This is a genomic window from Leptotrichia wadei (assembly GCF_007990445.1).
Taxonomy (GTDB): domain Bacteria; phylum Fusobacteriota; class Fusobacteriia; order Fusobacteriales; family Leptotrichiaceae; genus Leptotrichia; species Leptotrichia wadei_A.
Window position 1 is genome coordinate 726,037 of sequence record NZ_AP019841.1, and the last position, 18,053, is coordinate 744,089.

At 29.1% G+C, this 18,053-nt stretch carries 17 protein-coding genes; 15 read left to right on the plus strand and 2 right to left on the minus strand.

Annotated features, from left to right (window positions below; all coding sequences use genetic code 11):
* Positions 1-215 precede the first annotated feature (215 nt).
* The 15 genes from FVE74_RS03500 to FVE74_RS03570 all read left to right on the plus strand — a co-directional run bounded on the left by FVE74_RS03500 (position 216) and on the right by FVE74_RS03570 (position 15,179).
* Positions 216-995, plus strand: a complete 780-nt coding sequence (locus FVE74_RS03500; RefSeq protein WP_147003244.1) for a TIGR00282 family metallophosphoesterase — start codon at positions 216-218, stop codon at positions 993-995.
* A 21-nt stretch (positions 996-1,016) separates the two neighbouring features.
* Positions 1,017-1,940 carry a 50S ribosomal protein L11 methyltransferase gene (gene prmA, locus FVE74_RS03505; RefSeq protein ID WP_147003245.1) on the plus strand — a complete coding sequence of 308 codons (924 nt, stop codon included), beginning with the start codon at positions 1,017-1,019 and terminating at the stop codon, positions 1,938-1,940.
* Between the two features lie 225 nt (positions 1,941-2,165).
* Entirely contained in the window at positions 2,166-2,825 is a 660-nt protein-coding gene (cmk, locus tag FVE74_RS03510; RefSeq protein WP_147003246.1) for a (d)CMP kinase, read from the plus strand.
* A 393-nt stretch (positions 2,826-3,218) separates the two neighbouring features.
* Positions 3,219-3,500, plus strand: a complete 282-nt coding sequence (locus tag FVE74_RS03515) for an HU family DNA-binding protein (RefSeq protein ID WP_147003247.1) — start codon at positions 3,219-3,221, stop codon at positions 3,498-3,500.
* Between the two features lie 146 nt (positions 3,501-3,646).
* Positions 3,647-4,906: a 3-deoxy-D-manno-octulosonic acid transferase gene (locus FVE74_RS03520; RefSeq protein ID WP_147003248.1), complete on the plus strand. Its 1,260-nt coding sequence runs from the start codon at positions 3,647-3,649 to the stop codon at positions 4,904-4,906.
* Between the two features lie 46 nt (positions 4,907-4,952).
* Positions 4,953-5,789, plus strand: a complete 837-nt coding sequence (gene trmB / locus FVE74_RS03525; RefSeq protein WP_147003249.1) for a tRNA (guanosine(46)-N7)-methyltransferase TrmB — start codon at positions 4,953-4,955, stop codon at positions 5,787-5,789.
* A 76-nt stretch (positions 5,790-5,865) separates the two neighbouring features.
* Complete coding sequence (locus tag FVE74_RS03530) at positions 5,866-7,407, plus strand: methyltransferase regulatory domain-containing protein (protein WP_147003250.1); 1,542 nt, start codon at positions 5,866-5,868, stop codon at positions 7,405-7,407.
* Between the two features lie 135 nt (positions 7,408-7,542).
* Positions 7,543-8,598: a mechanosensitive ion channel family protein gene (locus tag FVE74_RS03535; protein ID WP_147003251.1), complete on the plus strand. Its 1,056-nt coding sequence runs from the start codon at positions 7,543-7,545 to the stop codon at positions 8,596-8,598.
* Positions 8,599-8,634: 36 nt separating this feature from the next.
* A complete protein-coding gene (locus FVE74_RS03540; protein ID WP_147003252.1) occupies positions 8,635-9,285 on the plus strand; it encodes an MBL fold metallo-hydrolase in 651 nt (216 codons plus the stop codon).
* 21 nt (positions 9,286-9,306) lie between these two features.
* Positions 9,307-9,750, plus strand: a complete 444-nt coding sequence (dtd, locus tag FVE74_RS03545) for a D-aminoacyl-tRNA deacylase (RefSeq protein WP_147003253.1) — start codon at positions 9,307-9,309, stop codon at positions 9,748-9,750.
* Between the two features lie 230 nt (positions 9,751-9,980).
* Positions 9,981-10,814 (plus strand): C40 family peptidase, encoded by an 834-nt coding sequence (locus FVE74_RS03550; protein ID WP_147003254.1) that lies wholly within the window; start codon positions 9,981-9,983, stop codon positions 10,812-10,814.
* A gap of 118 nt (positions 10,815-10,932) precedes the next feature.
* A complete protein-coding gene (locus tag FVE74_RS03555; protein WP_147003255.1) occupies positions 10,933-11,931 on the plus strand; it encodes an aspartate-semialdehyde dehydrogenase in 999 nt (332 codons plus the stop codon).
* Positions 11,932-11,937: 6 nt separating this feature from the next.
* Positions 11,938-13,503: an ABC transporter permease subunit gene (locus FVE74_RS03560; protein ID WP_147003256.1), complete on the plus strand. Its 1,566-nt coding sequence runs from the start codon at positions 11,938-11,940 to the stop codon at positions 13,501-13,503.
* Positions 13,503-14,243: an amino acid ABC transporter ATP-binding protein gene (locus tag FVE74_RS03565; RefSeq protein ID WP_147003257.1), complete on the plus strand. Its 741-nt coding sequence runs from the start codon at positions 13,503-13,505 to the stop codon at positions 14,241-14,243. The genes FVE74_RS03560 and FVE74_RS03565 overlap by 1 nt, the downstream gene beginning before the upstream one ends.
* Positions 14,244-14,378: 135 nt before the next feature.
* On the plus strand, positions 14,379-15,179 hold the full coding sequence (locus tag FVE74_RS03570; RefSeq protein WP_147003258.1) for a viral A-type inclusion protein: 801 nt from the start codon (positions 14,379-14,381) through the stop codon (positions 15,177-15,179).
* A gap of 318 nt (positions 15,180-15,497) precedes the next feature.
* Here the strand turns inward: FVE74_RS03570 and FVE74_RS03575 are convergent, their stop codons facing one another.
* Both FVE74_RS03575 and FVE74_RS03580 read right to left on the minus strand, forming a co-directional pair.
* Complete coding sequence (locus FVE74_RS03575; protein ID WP_147003259.1) at positions 15,498-16,586, minus strand: glycerol dehydrogenase; 1,089 nt, start codon at positions 16,584-16,586, stop codon at positions 15,498-15,500.
* 200 nt (positions 16,587-16,786) lie between these two features.
* Positions 16,787-18,007, minus strand: a complete 1,221-nt coding sequence (locus FVE74_RS03580; RefSeq protein WP_147003260.1) for a bifunctional 3,4-dihydroxy-2-butanone-4-phosphate synthase/GTP cyclohydrolase II — start codon at positions 18,005-18,007, stop codon at positions 16,787-16,789.
* Between the last annotated feature and the right edge of the window lie 46 nt (positions 18,008-18,053).

Sequence of the window (18,053 nt, forward strand, 5' to 3'; positions counted from 1 at the left end):
GAGAGCAAAATTTATGGAAAAATAAATTAAGAAAAACTATAAAAAAATAAGGATATGTAGTATAATAAATATTATAAAGTAAAATTATTTTTAAACTAATCTTAAAAATCTTTTTTGGTTTAGATTAGTGTAAATATTGAAACTGCTTGATAGCTATGTAAATTTGTTATTTGGCAAGGAATCAAAAAAATGAAGATGTAAAGGAATGATTTTAGATGAAATTTTTAATAATTGGGGATGTTGTTGGAAGACCTGGCAGAAATACGCTGTTTAAATATTTGGAAAAAAGACGGCAAAATTATGATTTTATTATTGTAAATGGAGAAAATTCTGCTGGCGGATTTGGAATAAATGTGAAAATTGCGAAGGAAATGTTTGAAAGAGGCGTAAATGTCATAACTTTGGGAAATCATAGCTGGGATAAGAGAGAAATTTATTCTTATATTAATGAGCAGAAAAATTTGATTAGACCTATTAATTTTACAAAGGAAGCACCTGGAAACGGATACACAATTGTAGAGAAAAATGGGGTAAAAGTGGCAGTTATAAATGCACAATGCAAAGTGTTCATGCCGCCAATTGCTTGTCCGTTTTTGGCAGTTGAGGAGGTTTTGCCTAAAATAAAGGAAGAAACAGATATTATTATACTTGATTTTCACGGAGAAGCTACTTCAGAAAAGCAGGCTATGGGATGGAATTTAACTGGAAGAGTATCGGCAGTTTATGGAACTCATACGCATACTCAAACGGCTGATGAAAGAATATTGCCTGGAGGAACAGCTTATATTTCAGATATTGGAATGACTGGAGGACATGACGGTATTTTGGGAATGAATAGGAGGGAAAGTATTCAAAGATTTAAAGATGGAATGCCGACAAGATATTCTGTATGCGAAGAAAATTTAAGAATTAATGGAATTGAACTGGAAGTAAATGAAAAGACAGGAAAAGCAGTTTCTATAAAACGTGTAAACATGGGATATGATGAAATATAAAAAATAGGGGAAAATTTAAGAATGAAGTGGATAAAAGTAAGAGTAGATTATTTTTCAGATAATTTAGAAGAAACTAAAGCAAAATTAGTAAATATGTTTAATGAAATTGGAATTAATCAAGTTGAAGTAATTGATTACTTTTCAGAAAATGAACTTGACTATAATGCAAATTTTTCTAGTAAAAATGATGTTTGGAGCATTATTGGATATGTTGTGGATAATAGATTTGCAAATACAAAGTTAAATATTATTTTTAATAATTTAAAAGAATTTACGGAAAATGAAAATGAATTTATGTATGAAATTTTTACAGCCAAATGTAACGATGAAGACTGGCAAGATGAATGGAAAAAGTATTTCCATACTGTAAATATAACTGACAATATTGTGATAAAGCCTAGCTGGGATGAATATGAGCCATCTGATAACGAAATTGTAGTTGAAATTGACCCTGGACTTGCCTTTGGGACTGGAACACATGAAACAACTTCGCTTTGTGTGGAATTTTTGGAAAAATATGCCCAAAATAAGAAAAAACTGCTTGATATTGGATGTGGTTCCGGGATTTTGATGCTGATTGGGAAGAAATTAGGTGTAGAAAAGGTTGTTGGAATTGACATTGATGAGAAAGTAAATGATGTTGTGCTGGAAAATTTTTCTAAAAATGGAATAAACGAGAATTTTCAAGTAATAATTGGAAATCTTGTGGATGATGTAAATGAAAAATATGATTTGGTTGTCTCGAATATTCTGGTGGATGTTTTGGAAAAACTGCTTGAAGATATAGAAAAGATTTTGGAAAAGGATGCAACAGTTATTTTTTCTGGAATTTTGAATGAAAAGGAAGAGGCATTTTTAAAGAAGGCTAAAAATTATAATTTGAAGCAGATTGACAGGAAAGAGAAAAATAATTGGGTGTCACTTGTTTTTAAATATGAAAATTAACTGTTTTTAAAGAATAACTAAGTGCTATTTAGATTAATAAAATAATTTTGATATTTAAGTTTGGTAAAAAAATTTTCATTATATAGAGAACAGAATAAATTTGTTTAGTTATATGGATTTAAGTTGCAATATTATAAATAAGGAATTTTGATTCCTTGATAAAATAAAAAAAATTGAATATATTTAGCAAATAAATAGTATGTGAAATAAGAAAGTAGGAAAATTATGATAATCGCTATTGATGGTCCAGCAGGAAGCGGTAAAAGCACTATTGCAAAGCTGGTTGCAAAGGATATGGGGCTTGTTTATCTTGATACTGGAGCTATGTACAGGCTTGTTACGTTAAAGGCTTTAAATGAGGGAATATTGGGGAATGATGGATTGAATGAATTGGAGAAAATAAAAAAACTGCTTGATAATCTTAATATTGATATTAGAGAGAATGGATTTTATCTTGATGATGTTGATGTAAGTGAAGAGATTAGAAAGCCTGTTGTTTCAGAGAATGTATCAGATGTTGCGGCAATTCGTGAGGTTCGGGAAAAAATGGTAGATTTGCAGAGAAAATTTTCAGAATCTAAAAATGTCATTTTGGATGGACGTGATATTGGAACGGTTGTTTTTCCAAATGCGGATTTGAAAATTTTTTTGGTTGCTGATGCTAAGGAAAGGGCTAAAAGACGTTATAGGGAACTTATTGAAAAAGGTGAAAATGTTGAGATTGAAGAAATTTATGAGAATATTTTGAAAAGAGACAAGATTGACTCGACACGGAAGGAAAGTCCATTAAAAAAGGCAAAGGATGCAGTTGAAGTTGATACTACTTCTAAAAGTATTGAAGAAGTGAAAAATGAGATTTTGAGAATGGTAAATTCAAATATTTAACGTTATTTACATTTAAACAATGGGATGGCTATAAATTCTACTGTTAGTAAATAGTATAAAATATAACTTCTATTTTTAAATGGGGTTTAGTATAATATTATTTTAGAAAATTTATTACGAAATTTTTATTAAGGAATTAAGATTTTTTATTAGAAGTTTAGAGATCTTTTACTTTTTTTGACAGAATTTTAAATTAGTTTAGACTTATAAATTTTTTTAAAAATACTAATAATTATTTTAGATTTTATTTTTTTTGAATTATAAAATATAGAGAATATAATAAAAAAGGGAAAAAATCAAAAAAATTTGAAAAAATACTAGACAAATACTGAAAATAGTGTATAATAATCTAGTAATTTAATAATTAAAAAATAAAGCGGAGGTTTGATTAATATGTCAAAAAAAGAATTTGTAGATGCTTATGCAAAAGCTACAGGAGAAACTAAAAAAAGAGCAGAAGAATTGGTAAACCAATTTTTAGATACTGTGGAAGAAGTATTATTAAATGGAGATTCAGTTCAATTTGTTGGATGGGGAACATTTGAAGTGAAAGAAAGAGCGGCAAGAACTGGAATTAATCCACAAACTAAAGAAGAAATTCAAATACCTGCAAAAAAAGTTGTTAAATTTAAAGTTGGTAAAAAATTAGCTGATAACGTAGCTGAAGGAAAATAATCTTTAAATTAGCACAAGAATACTTATGACTGCAGTCGTGAGAGTTTCGGGTAAACTGATAAAAGGCTATTTCTAAATGGAAAATCATTGGGAGATAGTCTTTTTGCTTAAAGATAAGTAGAAGAAAGTTAAAAGATAGGTGGAATATGATTTTATATAATTTATTAAGAAATTTACTGTATTTTGTAATAATGATTTTAGCAATATTTAATGGCAAATTACTAAAATTTTTTAAATCACGATTATTTCAGAAAATAGAGAATGATGATTTTTTAAATAGTGGTGAGGAGGCAATTTTTATTCACTTTTCATCAGTTGGAGAATTTAATTTGACAAAGGAACTTATTTCAGAAATATTAGAGGGAAAAAAGACTGGAAAAAAAGAGAAGGTTATTCTTTCTGTTATGACAAATACTGGATTTGAGGCAGTTAGTAAAGAATATTCTGAAAATAGGAATGTAAAAATATTTTATTTTCCACTTGATGATTTTCTTGCAATTCGTAAAATTTATAAAAAATATAAAATAAAAAAAACATTGATTATAGAAACCGAAATTTGGCCGAATTTATATTATTTTGCCGCTAAAAATGGAGAATTATTTATTGTCAATGGGAGACTTACTGAAAAAAAATTAAAGTCATATCTAAAATTTGGCTGGATCGTCAAAAAAACTGTAAATCGTGCAAAAAAAATAATGGTGCAGAGTGTTTCTGACAGGGAAAGATATGAAAAACTTGGAATTAAAAGGGATAAAATTAAGGTTTATAAAAATTTGAAATATTCAATTAAATATAATAAAATTTCAGAAGATCAAAAAAAAGAATACTATGATACAGTTGTAGATAGAAATAAAAAAGCAATTGTATGTGGAAGTACACGTCCAGATGAGGAAAAAATTTGGCTGGATGTTTTTGAAAAAATAAATATAAATAATGAATATCAGCTGATTATTGTGCCACGGCATTTGAAACGGGTTTATGAAATTGAAAAGATGATTTTGGAAAAATTTTCGAGAAATGATTATTCTTTGTTTACCAAAATTGAAAAGAATAAAAAAAATAGTGAAACTGGGAAATATAAAAAAATAGTTATAGTTGATAAAATGGGAATTTTGACTGATTTTTATCAGATGTCGGATTTTGCATTTGTTGGCGGAACACTTGTAGATATTGGCGGACATTCGATTTTAGAGCCGCTTTATTATGGGAAAAAGCCAATTATTGGGAAGTATTTTCAAAATATTGAAGAAATTGTGAAGGATGCTAAAGAACTTGGATTTATTGAAATTGTGGAAAATGAAGATGAGATTGTCGAGTATTTGAAAAAATTTGAAAATGTTGATACGAGGGAGTTTTTTGAGAAAAATAATGAAATAAATAAAATACTGGATGAAATTTTATATTAAAATTTTTGAAAATAATTAAAAAAAAGAAAAGGAAAACAAATAAAAAATGGAAAATAAAAATAAGGATAAGATTGAAATTATTGGGAAAAATGGGCAGAAAATTGAAATTACTGAAGCCGAGCAGGAAAGAAGGGCTAAAATAAAGAAAGTTAATGATGAATTTAAAGTAGCAAATGCGGAAAAAAGCAGAATTATAAATGAAAAAGAAATTTGGAAATATTTCTTTGAAAAGCCTAAAAAAAATTATAATAAATATATGTATGAAATGCTTGAATTTCCTGAGCATTTGATGTATAATAATGAAAGTGTTGATGAATATCGTGGAAAATGGAATGAATTTTTTGGAAATAAAAATGACATTTATTTGGAAATAGGTTGTGGAAGCGGAAATTTTACGGTTCAAAATGCAGAGAAATTTAAAGATAGAAATTATATCGCATTGGAATTACGATTTAAAAGACTTGTCTTGGGAGCAAAAAAATCTAAAAAAAGAAACTTAGATAATATTTTATTTGTAAGAAAAAGAGCGGAAACAATACTGGATTTTTTGGGAAAAGATGAAATTTCAGGAGTGTATATTAATTTTCCTGATCCTTGGGAAGGTGAGGAGAAAAAAAGAGTTATAAGCAATGCTCTGTTTTCTAAATTAGATATTATTTTAAGAACAAATGGGAAATTATTTTTTAAAACTGATCATGATCAATATTATGAAGATGTTTTGGAATTGGTAAAGAAACTTGATAATTATGAAATTATTTACCATACAAATGATTTGCATAATTCAGAAAAGGCAAGTGAAAATATTAAAACTGAATTTGAACAAATGTTTTTGAGTAAACATAATATGAATATTAAATATATAGAAATTGAAAAAATTAAATAGCATAAGATTAAAGTATTGAAAGGAGTGAGAAGATAAGAAAATTTGGAAAAATAAATCCAAATTTTTATAAAAGGTTATGGAAAATAAAAATACATACAGTGAACTGCTTTACAAGTCAAATCCATTTAATTATACTATACCGGCATTACTGGAGGCACATGGAAGATTATATGGACTGACTCCGAAAGATTCAAGAAAGGCTAAAGTGCTGGAATTAGGATCATCATTTGGAGGGAATATTATTACACAGGCACTTTATAATCCTGAAGCTGAATTTGTTGGAATTGATTTGACGGCTGAACAAGTTAAAAAAGGAAATGAAGTTATTAAAAAAATAGGTTTAAAAAATATAAAATTAATTGAAAAAAATATTTTGGATATAAATGAAGATTTTGGAAAATTTGATTATATTATTGTTCATGGTGTATTTTCTTGGGTTCCAAAAGAAGTGCAGGATAAAATTATTAAAATTTGCAATGAAAATTTGACTGAGGAAGGAATTGCCTATATTTCATATAATACTTATCCAGGATGGAAGGAACCTGATAAAATACGTGAAATGATGATTTATGCAAATAAATATTTCCCAGAAATTTCATTAGGGGATAAAAATCAGCGTGGAAAAGCTTTTATTTCAATTGTTGCAGAACAAATGAAAATATACGAGGATATTTCTAAGAAAAAAGGAGATTTTATTAAGCAGATAGAAGAAGTTGTAGGTATGCAAGATTATTATGTGGCTCACGAATATTGTGAAGATCTTAATAATCCGTTATATTTAAATGAATTTGTAGACTTAATAAAAAAGGGAAATTTAGAATATATATCAGATGTTGCCTTGAGATTATCCATTATCAGCACTTATAATAAGGATACTGTGGATAAGTTGCAGCAGTTGTCACAAGGAGATCATGTAATAAAGGAACAATGTCTTGATTATATACTTGACACTAAATTTAGAAGATCGCTAGTTTGTAAAAATAGTCAAGCTAAAAAACTTAATTTTAGCGAAAGCTTTCCTAATGAAGTATTGGATTCATTCCTGTTATCATTGAGATATACGAAGGAAGAACTGAAAACGTTGAATGAAGATAATGTTAAGGAAATTATGCTTCATCTGGCAGAAACACCGAATAAAAGTTTTGTTGTTAAGGATGCCATAACATATTGGGAAAAAAATATTGCTAAAGATAAAAATGAGGAAAAGAAAAATGAAGTGCTTTCTAATTTGAGAAAATTTATTTTGAACAGCATGATTAATGGTAAAATCAAATTTTACTGTTCTGAAAATGAGATAGTTCCTTATGAAGAAAATAAAGTTTATATTCCTGAAAAATTCAGAAATTACATAAGAACTTTGATTATTGGAGAAGGTGCTGGAGTAGTAGGAATAGCAAATTCGAGAAATGAAATTATTAATGACTTAAATGATGTTGATGTAATAGTTGCAGATATTTTATCAGAACCAAAGACAGAAAAAGAAATAATTGAAAAATTATCAAAAACTGCCATTTATAGAACAATGCCAGATGGAGAGAGAAAAGAAGTGGAAGCTTCTGAATATTTGCCTGAAAGCATAAGAAAATTTGAGTTTTTAGGTTATTTTTCAAAAAGATAAAATTGGTGCAAATTAGTGATAGGCGAAATATACTTATCACTTTTTTTGCATAGTTATTTATATAACTTTCTGTTTAAATAAGTAATCATAAATTTTAAAAACAAAAAATTTTAATTGAGAGGAGGAAAATAAATAGTGAAAGGATTGGAAAAATTTTTAGAGCTGGATACTATAATTAGATTTTTAAAAACTAATCTTTTTAAATTATTTATAATTTATTTAATCGTAAAAATTGGGAAAATATTTAAGAATAGAATTGAAAAAATATTGAAAATTATACTTGATAAATCAAATGTCGATAAAAGTGTGGCTTCATTTTTGCTTTCAATTTATTCGATTTTATATTATTTTATCCTAATTTATTCTTCAGTAGGAATCCTTGGGATTAATACAACTTCGATTACGACATTTTTAGGAGCGGCTGGGATCGTTTTAGGGATCGCCTTTAAGGAAACTTTGGGAAATTTTTGCGGAGGGCTTATAATTCTTACGTTTAAGCCGTTCAGTGTTGGAGATACGATAGAATACAATAATTATATTGGGACTGTAAAGAAAATAGAATTATTTTATACAAAAATGTTAAATCCGCAAAATGAGGTTGTAATAATTCCAAATGGAATAGTTACTAATACTGAAATAAGAAATATTAAGCAAAATGGAGAACGTAGACTTGATTTGGAAGTTGGAGTTTCATATAATAGCAATATTCAGGAGGTAAAAAGTGTTTTAGAGAGAATTGTTAAAGAGGAAACAATGAATGAAGTCGAGGAAACACAGATTAAAAATAATTTGCTTATAAAACTTCAAAATACAATTTTAGAAAAACGTGAAAAAAGTAAAATTAATTTATTTGCAACAATTTTTTCTAGAAAAAAAATGAAGGAAGCTGAAGATGAGGCAACCCAAAAATCTGAAGAGGAAATTTATGAAAATGATAAAAATACAGAAGATACATCAAGTATTTCAAAAGTTATCAATGATGATGAAAAAATGATTCTGGCTTCAAAGCCATCTATTATAGGAGTTGGTCAGCTGGCAGAGTCTGCGATAATATTTTATGTTTATGTTTACACACGTTCAGAAAATTATTTGAATTTAAAGATGAAGTTGAATGAAAAAATAAAAACTGAATTTGATAAGGCAGGAATTGAAATACCATATCCACAAATGGATGTGCATGTATCAAAATAAAAATAATAAATAGTTATATAAATAAAAGGAGGAAAAATGGAATTAAAAAGATTTTTGAACGACAATGCAGTTCAAAGTAACTGTTACATTATTTCTTATGGGAAAAACTGCTATGTTATGGATCCTGGACAAGAGAAAATGACAGAAGTTGTTGATTATATTGAGAAAAATGAGTTGAATTTACTGGGAGTTCTTTTGACGCATGGGCATTGGGATCATATTTTGGGAATACCATCTATGTTAGAATATAAAAAAGTACCTGTTTATGTGAGTGAAGGCGGGTATGAATTTTTATTTAATCCTGAATTGTCGCTTTTTGCTTGGAGAGAAGGGGATTTTGAACTAAATAAGGAAGATGTCCAAATTATAACTTTAAAGGAAAATGATAAAATTGGTGAAAATGGGAAAATTTCTGGAAATGCTGATGATGTGGAAGTTTACTTTGAAATAATTGAAACTCCAGGGCATAGCAGAGGGGATATTTGCTATTATGATAAAAAAAATAAAGTATTATTTTCTGGAGATACATTGTTTGCTGGGACTTATGGAAGAGTGGATTTACCAACGAGTGATCCGATCCAAATGGGAAAATCGTTGAAAAAATTGTTTGCTTTGAATCCAGATATTAAAGTTTATCCAGGACATGGATTTGATACTACTATTGAAGTAGAAAAAAGATATTATTAAAATTAGAGAATAAGGGAAAAAATGAAAATAATAATTCAAAGAGTGAATTTTGCAAAAATATTTGTAAATAATGAATTTAAAGGAGAAATTCAAAAGGGAATAGTTGCTTATGTTGGAGTTGCCAATGGAGATTGTGAGAAGGATATTGACTTTTGTATTGACAAATTAATTAATCTTAGAATTTTTGATGATGAAAATGGGAAATTAAATTTGTCGGTAAAAGATATAAAAGGAGAATTATTAATTGTAAGCAATTTTACAATTTATGGAAATACCAAAAAAGGAAGAAGACCAAGCTACACAGATTCTGCAAAAGCTAACGAAGCTCAAGAGATCTATAACCTTTTTTTACAAAAATTGAAGGATACGAATATTAGATTTGAAACAGGGGAATTTGGGCAATATATGAGAACTATCTCTGAAAATGATGGACCTGTAAATTTAATATTATCTTCAGATTTGTAATGAGAACAATCTAATTTTAGAATTAAATTATTTATTTTTAAAGGGGAAATTGTAAAAATAAGAAATCATAAAAATAGGGATGTTTAAATTAAATTAAATTAAAAGAAATGAGATTCAGAAGTATTTTATTTTCAATAAAGGAGTAGGCAAAGAAATAAAAATTCTTTGTTAAATGATAAAAAAATTAAATTAAAAATTAATATTTTAAAATGAAGGGAGAAAAAAGTAAAATGGCAAAAAAATCAACTTTGACAATGGCTTGCATGCTGCTGACAGTGGGATGTACAGGATTGCAGACAAATAGCGAAAATAGCTCTAAAGCAGGGAAAAATAACAATGATCTTTTATCTAATAGTGACGGGAATGATAAAGATGATGATATTGTTGTTGAAATAGCAAGAGAAAGAGATAATAGGCAGGAGGATATAAAGGATTCGCATGCCAATAGAATAGAGAAAAATCATAGTCATCATAGCAGCAGTAATGATGAATCTGAAGTTTCAAGAGCATCTGAAAAGAATCAGTTAAATGAAGATATAGATAATATTAAGATTACAAAATTATTTGATGAAAATAGTCTGGTCGATCGTTCAATGCCAAATTCCCAGTTAGTGCTGCAAAAATTATCTGAACTAAAGAGAAAGCAGCAGGAAATATTAAAGCATGGCACAGTTAGCCAGAAAAAGACTGTAAAATTGCAAAATGACCTATTAAAGTCATATAGTCATTGGAAAGGTACAAAATATGAACTTGGAGGAGATTCACCAAGCGGAATGGACTGTTCAGCACTGACACGTAGAGTTTATCGGGAAGTATATGGATACGAGCTACCAAGACAGACAGTACAGCAAATTAAAGTAGGGGCTCATATTCCTAGGGAAAATTTAAAACCAGGAGATATTGTATTTTTTAAGCCGGAAGATACAAACAACCATACGGCAGTTTATTTGGGGGATTCTCTTTTTATTAATGCATCTTCATCTAAAGGAGTTGTGATTTCAACATTGGAGAATACTTACTGGAATAAATATTTTAAATATGGCGTAAGAGTTAGAATGGCTTAGAAAATCCCGATTGAAACTTGTAATTTTAAAAGTTTTAGAGTATAATATACCCATAACATTTGAAATTGAATATTAGAGGGTAAAACCTTAATTGAAAAAAATTTTAGGAGGACAAATAATGAAAAATTACAAAGTGGCGATTATAGGAGCTACAGGACTTGTTGGAAGAACATTTTTAAAAGTATTAAAGGAAAGAAATTTTCCAGTGGAAAAATTGTATCTTTATGCTTCAGCTAATTCAGCAGGTAAAAAGATTGAATTTAATGGTACAGAATATACTGTTATGGAATTAAAGGATGAAACTATAGCTAATGATATTGATGTAGCTTTATTTTCAGCTGGAGGAGGGGTATCACTTGAATATGCTCCAAAATTTAAAGCTAAAGGTGCAGTTGTTATAGATAACAGCAGTGCTTGGAGAATGGATAAAAATATTCCATTGGTAGTTCCTGAAGCTAATCCAGAAGCATTGAAAAATCATCCTGGAATTATTGCAAATCCAAATTGCTCTACAATTCAAGTAATGCCTGTATTAAAGGTATTGCAAGAAAAATACGGATTGAAAAGAGTAATTTATTCTACTTATCAGGCTGTTGCAGGTTCTGGGCAAAAGGGACTTAACGACTTAGAAGCTAATTTAAAAGGAGAACCATCAAAAGGGTATCCACATCAAATTGCATTTAATGCATTGCCTCATATTGATGTATTTTTAGATAATGGATATACAAAAGAAGAAGAAAAAATGATTAATGAAACTAGAAAAATATTAAACTTGCCAGATTTAAAAGTAACTGCAACTTGTGTAAGAGTTCCAATTAGATTTGGACATGCAGTATCTGTAAATGTGGAATTGGAAAAACCTTTTGAATTGGAAGATGTAATTCGTGCATTTGAAGAAAAAGAAGGAGTTATTGTGCAAAACGATGGTAAGAATAATGTTTATCCAATGCCTATAAATGCACAAGATACTGATGAAGTTTATGTTGGAAGAATTAGAAAAGACTTTTCAGCTGATAATGCTCTAAATTTATGGGTTGTGGCAGACAACATCAGAAAAGGTGCAGCTACAAATACAATTCAAATTGCTGAAACTTTAATAAAAGAAGGAGCACTATAATAGAAAATGAAAGTTAGTACGATAAAAAATAAAATATTAGTATTACTAGTTTTTATGGCAACTTTCATAGCAGGATATAGTGATGATATAAAGGTTGGAATGGAGTGTGGATATGCTCCTTTCAACTGGTTTCAAAACGATAGTAAAAATGGTGCAGTGAAAGTAGATGGAGGTTATTGTGGCGGATATGATGTTGAAATAGCCAAAGTTATTGCTAAAAAGTTAAATAAAAAATTAGTAGTTGTAAAAACAAAATGGGATGCATTGCTTGGGCCTGCTTTGACTTCTGGAAAAGTTGATTTGGTTATAGCAGGAATGTCGGCAACGCCTGAAAGACGGCAAAGTTTAAAATTTTCAAAACCATATTATGAATCAGATTTAGTAGTTGTTGTGAAAAAAAATGGAAAATATGCTAACGCTAAAACAATTAATGATTTTGCGGGAGCAAAGATTACAGGGCAGTTAAATACACTTCATTATGATGTTATTGATCAAATAAAGGGTGTGAAAAAGCAAACTGCGATGGAAAGTTTTCCTGCGATGATAGTAGCCCTAAATTCTGGGAAAATAGATGGTTATATATCTGAACGGCCAGGAGCGATGGCAGCTCAATTTTCAAATCCCAATTTAAAGTTCATTTCATTCGATAAAAAAGATGGATTTAAATACGATACTGAAGAAGTAAATGTTGCAGTTGGAATGAAACTGGGAAATACAGAACTGGAAGAGAAAGTTAATAAAATTCTAGATGAAGACTTGACTCCTAAAGTGCGACAGCAAATTATGGAAAAAGCCATACAAAATCAGCCAAATGAAACATCTCGTTCATTTTTTGGATGGGTTGCATTTTTTATTCAAAATAACTGGAAGACATTTTTAAAAGGTACAGTTGTAACACTATTTATTTCAGTTACTGGTACAATTGTAGGATTTTTCATTGGATTAGTAGTTGCATTATTTAGATATTCAGAAGCAGAAATTGATGGGCAGGCTAAAAAATATAAAAAAGGTGGATTAAAAGCCCTAAACTGGCTTTTTTCAGTTTACATTGCAGTATTTAGAGGAACTCCGATGATAGTTCAGTCAATGGTAATTTATTATGGACTTTCTCAAGTATTTAATTTAAATTTATCTCCATTGATAGCGGCTTTATTTATTGTATCAATAAATACGGGAGCATATATGAGTGAAATTATCCGTGGTGGAATTGACTCGATTGATACAGGACAGTTTGAAGCGGCAAAGGCGATTGGAATGACAAATTTTCAATTAATGAAAAGTATTATTTTTCCGCAAATGTTTAGAAATATTTTGCCAATGATAGGAAATGAACTTATTGTCAATATAAAAGATACATCTGTGTTAAATGTAATAAGTGTTACAGAGTTATTCTTCATTTCAAATTCTGTTGCAGGAACTTATTCACGTTATTATGAAGTATTTATTATAACAAGTGTAATTTATTTCTTCTTGACATTTACGTTATCATTAATTTTAAAACAAATTGAAAAGAGAATTGATGGACCTCAAAACTTTGAATTTTTAGATGATGTTAATGGGGAGGAAAAATAATGGGGAAAAAAGTTATTGAAATAAAAAATATTAGAAAAGATTTTGGAAAAAGAACAGTATTAAAGGATGTAAATTTTGATGTTCACGAAAAGGAAGTTGTAAGTATAATTGGTTCATCTGGAAGTGGAAAGTCTACTCTTTTACGATGTATAAACTTACTTGAAAAGCCTACAAGCGGACAAGTTTTAATCCATGGAAAAGATGCGATGGCAGGAGATATATCGCTTGTAACATTGCGTGAAAAAGTAGGAATGGTGTTTCAGCAGTTTAACTTATTTAATAATTTAAGCGTTTTGGAAAACTGTGTAATTGGACAAATGAAAGTTTTGAAAAAATCACGGGAAGAAGCTGAAAAAATTGCAAAGGAATTTTTGGCAAAAGTGGGAATGGAACGTTTTATTCATGCAAAGCCAAATCAAATTTCAGGTGGACAAAAGCAAAGGGTGGCAATAGCAAGAGCGCTGGCAATGCAGCCTGAAGTTCTGTTATTTGATGAGCCTACGAGTGCTTTAGATCCTGAAATGGTTGGGGAAGTTTTAAAGGTAATGAAGGATTTGGCAAAAAGCGGACTTACAATGATTGTCGTGACACATGAAATGGATTTTGCACATGATGTTTCAAGTAGAGTCGTGTTTATGGATCAAGGTGTAATTGTGGAAGATGACAAGCCTGAAAATATTTTTGGAAATCCAAAACATGAAAGAACTAAGGAATTTTTGAGTAGAATGTTAAGTAAATAATATGCTATTACTTATAATTTCTAATTAAAATCAAATTAAATCTAAAAATATTCCTTGAAATTTTTTAAAAAATAGTGTAAAATAGTAAAAGTTGAAAATACTAAAGTAAAATTTATTAAAATTAAAGGAGAAAAAATGGCAAAGAAAAAAGCTGAAGATATTAAATTAACTTTAACTGATGAAGAAAGAGAAGGATTGGATAACGAAGGGATAAAAAGAGTTTTAACTAGTAAAGCTATATTAAAAGTAGTAAAAGAATATAAATTTTCTGATGAAGAAAAAGAAGAATTTGAATATTTATTCACAAATGAAAAACATAAATTCTTTATTGCAAAACTTATTGAAGATAAAATATCTGTAAATGAAAATGATGTTACAAAATTATATACAGATAATAAGGCAAACTTTGATGCACAAAATATTCCTTTTTCTCAAGCTAGGGAAATTATCCAAAGAGACTTGTTAAATCAGCAAGTTGCTGTCTTAGAAGCAGAAGAATTGAACAAATTAGTAGAAGAAATGGAAGATAAATTAGAAATTTCTAAAAAGGAAATTTTATTTTCAAAAGGTGATTCTGAAGTATTAAAAACTTTACTTGTTGGTAAAATAATTTCTAAAAAAATGGCTGATGAAAAATTTGAAGATCAAGAACAAAACAAAAAAGATTTGGAAGTTATAAGAGATAACGTATATATCAACTATTACTTAGATTTAGAAGTTAGAAAAAATGTGAAAGTTACTCAAGAAGAAGTTGCTGAAATTTATGAAAAAGAAAAAGCAAAACTTGGAAATGTGACTCCAAACAGCGCTTATCAGCAAATTGCTAATAGTTTGTTAAATAATAGAGCAATTGAAGAAAGAAACAATTTAATAAATAAAATTGTAGAAGAATATAAAGTTGAAGAAGTGGCTAAAGAATACACTGAAGCTGAATAAATGTTGGTTAAACAATAATATAAAACTTGGAAAGTAATAATAAATTTATGAAATCCAAGTTTTTTTATTTATTAATTATATTGATACATTAAAATAATAAAGTTAGTATTTTCTGTTACAGTGAAACCCTATTTAAAATTAAACTACTAAAAATTATATAAATTTAGGATTTGAGTAAAATAGTCATAACTTTTGAGTCCAGTTTTAAGGTGATTTTACTATAGATTTATTTCCGATGAAGAAAAGTTAATAAAAAAAATAAGGAGTACGCTATGAGTACTCCAAATTATCTAAAACTTTAGATCAAATTATTAAAAATTAGTTTTTACCAAGTTCATCCGCTACTAATATTGCTGCAAAAACATCATCTGCAGTAACTTTAAATGGCATATTATGGATTGTTTCACCTTCGGCTGTACTTGCTTTTGCCACTTCATATAATCTTTCTTTTGAAACATTTCCCATTCCTAGTTCAGCCAATGTTGTTGGAAGTCCTAAAATTTTGCAGAAGTCAATAACTTTTTTGATTTCACATAAACATCTGTTTTCTAAAACTAGCTGTGTAATTGTTCCAAATGCTACTTTTTCTCCATGATACATGTGGTGTCCTTCTTCCAAAATTGTAAGTCCATTGTGAATAGCATGAGCTGCAGCAAGTCCTCCACTTTCAAATCCAATTCCACTTAAATAAGTATTTGCTTCAATTATGTTTTCCAAAGCCTTTGTGATTACTTTATTTTCTACTGAAATTTTAGCTTTTAAACCATCTTCAAACAATGTATCTTTACATAGTTCTGCGATTGCAATAGCGGCTTTTGTAATTCCTCCGCCAGCAATTGAAGTGGCATTTGCATCGACACAGGCTTTAGCTTCATAATAAGTGGCAAGTGCATCACCAATTCCAGCCACAAGAAGTCTTACAGGCGCATTTACGATTATATTTGTATCCATTATTACCATGTCAGGATTTGCCTTTAAGAATAAATATTCTTCAAACTCTCCGCTTGGAGTATAAATTACTGACAATGCGCTGCATGGTGCATCAGTTGAAGCAATTGTAGGTACGATAAATACAGGAATATTTTCATAATATGATATTGCTTTTGCTGCATCAAGAGTTTTTCCTCCACCAATTCCAAATACTGCATCACATTTTTTTTCTTTTAAAATATCAATATTTCGGTTAATTTCAATTTTTGAACATTCTCCGCCAAAAACTTCAATATGATAATTTATACCTTCGTTTTTAAAACTTTCAACAATTTTATCTTTAAAATTATCAAAAATAAATTTGTCTACTAGCAGATATGCGCCACTATTACCACGTAATTTGTAATAAGTTGCTAAATTAGTAATTTCATTTTTTCCTTGAATATATTTTGAGGGTGAATTAATAATTTTTACCATAAAAAATCATCTCCTGAAAGTTTATTTTTATTTATTAATATTGTTATAACATATTTTTTAATAAAGTCAATAGAAGTTTTGAAATAAAAAATCAGAAAATTATTCAGATTTGATATTTTATATAATTTCCTGATTTTTGAATTTTATTAAGTTGATTCTAAAGTTAAGTTTTCTTTTTGGATAATATAAATTTAAAATTTTTATAAATCCTGTTTTAATAAATGTCCCATTTTTTCCTTTTTTACCTTTAAATAATTTTTATCCACATCGTTGGCGGCAATTTCAATTTCCTTGCGTCCAGCAATTTTAATTCCATATTTTTCCAATCCTTCGATTTTTTTGGGATTATTAGTTTTTAAAATAATAGATTTAATTCCTAAATCCTTTATAATCTGTGCAGCTACGGCATAATCCCTCAAGTCATCTGAAAATCCTAGTTTATGATTGGCTTCCACAGTATCATATCCTTCGTCTTGAAATTTGTAAGCCTTTAGTTTATTCAGAATTCCAATTCCACGCCCTTCCTGACGTAAATAAATCAGAAGCCCTTCCCCGCTTTCTTCCAGCTCGTGCAAAGCTCTATGAAGCTGTTCTTGGCAATCGCATCGTTTTGAACCGAAGACATCGCCTGTCAGACATTCAGAGTGAAGTCTGACTGTGACATTTTCTTTATTTTTTATTTCGCCCTTCATAACTGCGATATATTCCTTATGTTCGATTTTATCACTATAACCTGCAAAAGTAAAATTTCCAAATTGTGTCGGAATATCAACAGTTGCTTCATTTTTAACTAATTTTTCGTTTTTTTTTATATAAACAATCAAATCATCAACTGTAATAATTTTCAAATTATGTTTTTGACAAAATGTGAACAAATCGTCTCTTCTAGCCATTGTTCCATCATGATTCAACATTTCCATAATAACTGCAACTGGCTCAAATCCAGCAAGTCTAGCCAGGTCAACTGCTGCTTCCGTATGTCCTCTTCTCTCCAAAACCCCATTTTCCTTAGCAATCAAAGGAAACATGTGTCCAGGTCTTAAAAAATCTTCTGGCTTTTTATTCGGATTTGCCAAATCCAAAACAGTTTTTAATCTGTCAGCTACTGAAATTCCAGTTGTTGTCCCTTCAGCCGCATCTACTGAAATTGTAAAAGCTGTCCCGTGATGATCGGTATTGTGATGAGTCATTGGATCCAACATAAGTCTTTTAGCTACTTCGTGGGAAACAGGAACACACATAAGTCCTCTTGCTTCATTTATAATAAAGTTCATCCATTCGTAAGTTGCAACCTGTGCTGGAATTATCAAATCCCCTTCATTTTCCCTATCTTCATCGTCAACAACCACAACTGGAATACCTTTTTTCAAGTCTTCAATCGCAGCTTCGACAGTATCAAATTTTGCTTTATTTTCTGCCATTTAAACCACTTCTTTCTTTTCTTTCTTTTCTTTCTTTTTTTCCTTT

Excerpts from the sequence above, each read along its gene's own strand:
- FVE74_RS03530 (WP_147003250.1), top strand. The coding sequence starts at position 5,866 with ATGGAAAATAAAAATACATACAGTGAACTGCTTTACAAGTCAAATCCA.
- FVE74_RS03575 (WP_147003259.1), bottom strand. The coding sequence starts at position 16,586 with ATGGTAAAAATTATTAATTCACCCTCAAAATATATTCAAGGAAAAAAT.
- FVE74_RS03570 (WP_147003258.1), top strand. The coding sequence starts at position 14,379 with ATGGCAAAGAAAAAAGCTGAAGATATTAAATTAACTTTAACTGATGAA.
- FVE74_RS03550 (WP_147003254.1), top strand. The coding sequence starts at position 9,981 with ATGGCAAAAAAATCAACTTTGACAATGGCTTGCATGCTGCTGACAGTG.
- cmk (WP_147003246.1), top strand. The coding sequence starts at position 2,166 with ATGATAATCGCTATTGATGGTCCAGCAGGAAGCGGTAAAAGCACTATT.
- prmA (WP_147003245.1), top strand. The coding sequence starts at position 1,017 with ATGAAGTGGATAAAAGTAAGAGTAGATTATTTTTCAGATAATTTAGAA.
- dtd (WP_147003253.1), top strand. The coding sequence starts at position 9,307 with ATGAAAATAATAATTCAAAGAGTGAATTTTGCAAAAATATTTGTAAAT.
- FVE74_RS03515 (WP_147003247.1), top strand. The coding sequence starts at position 3,219 with ATGTCAAAAAAAGAATTTGTAGATGCTTATGCAAAAGCTACAGGAGAA.
- FVE74_RS03565 (WP_147003257.1), top strand. The coding sequence starts at position 13,503 with ATGGGGAAAAAAGTTATTGAAATAAAAAATATTAGAAAAGATTTTGGA.
- FVE74_RS03540 (WP_147003252.1), top strand. The coding sequence starts at position 8,635 with ATGGAATTAAAAAGATTTTTGAACGACAATGCAGTTCAAAGTAACTGT.
- FVE74_RS03555 (WP_147003255.1), top strand. The coding sequence starts at position 10,933 with ATGAAAAATTACAAAGTGGCGATTATAGGAGCTACAGGACTTGTTGGA.
- FVE74_RS03560 (WP_147003256.1), top strand. The coding sequence starts at position 11,938 with ATGAAAGTTAGTACGATAAAAAATAAAATATTAGTATTACTAGTTTTT.
- trmB (WP_147003249.1), top strand. The coding sequence starts at position 4,953 with ATGGAAAATAAAAATAAGGATAAGATTGAAATTATTGGGAAAAATGGG.
- FVE74_RS03580 (WP_147003260.1), bottom strand. The coding sequence starts at position 18,007 with ATGGCAGAAAATAAAGCAAAATTTGATACTGTCGAAGCTGCGATTGAA.
- FVE74_RS03500 (WP_147003244.1), top strand. The coding sequence starts at position 216 with ATGAAATTTTTAATAATTGGGGATGTTGTTGGAAGACCTGGCAGAAAT.
- FVE74_RS03520 (WP_147003248.1), top strand. The coding sequence starts at position 3,647 with ATGATTTTATATAATTTATTAAGAAATTTACTGTATTTTGTAATAATG.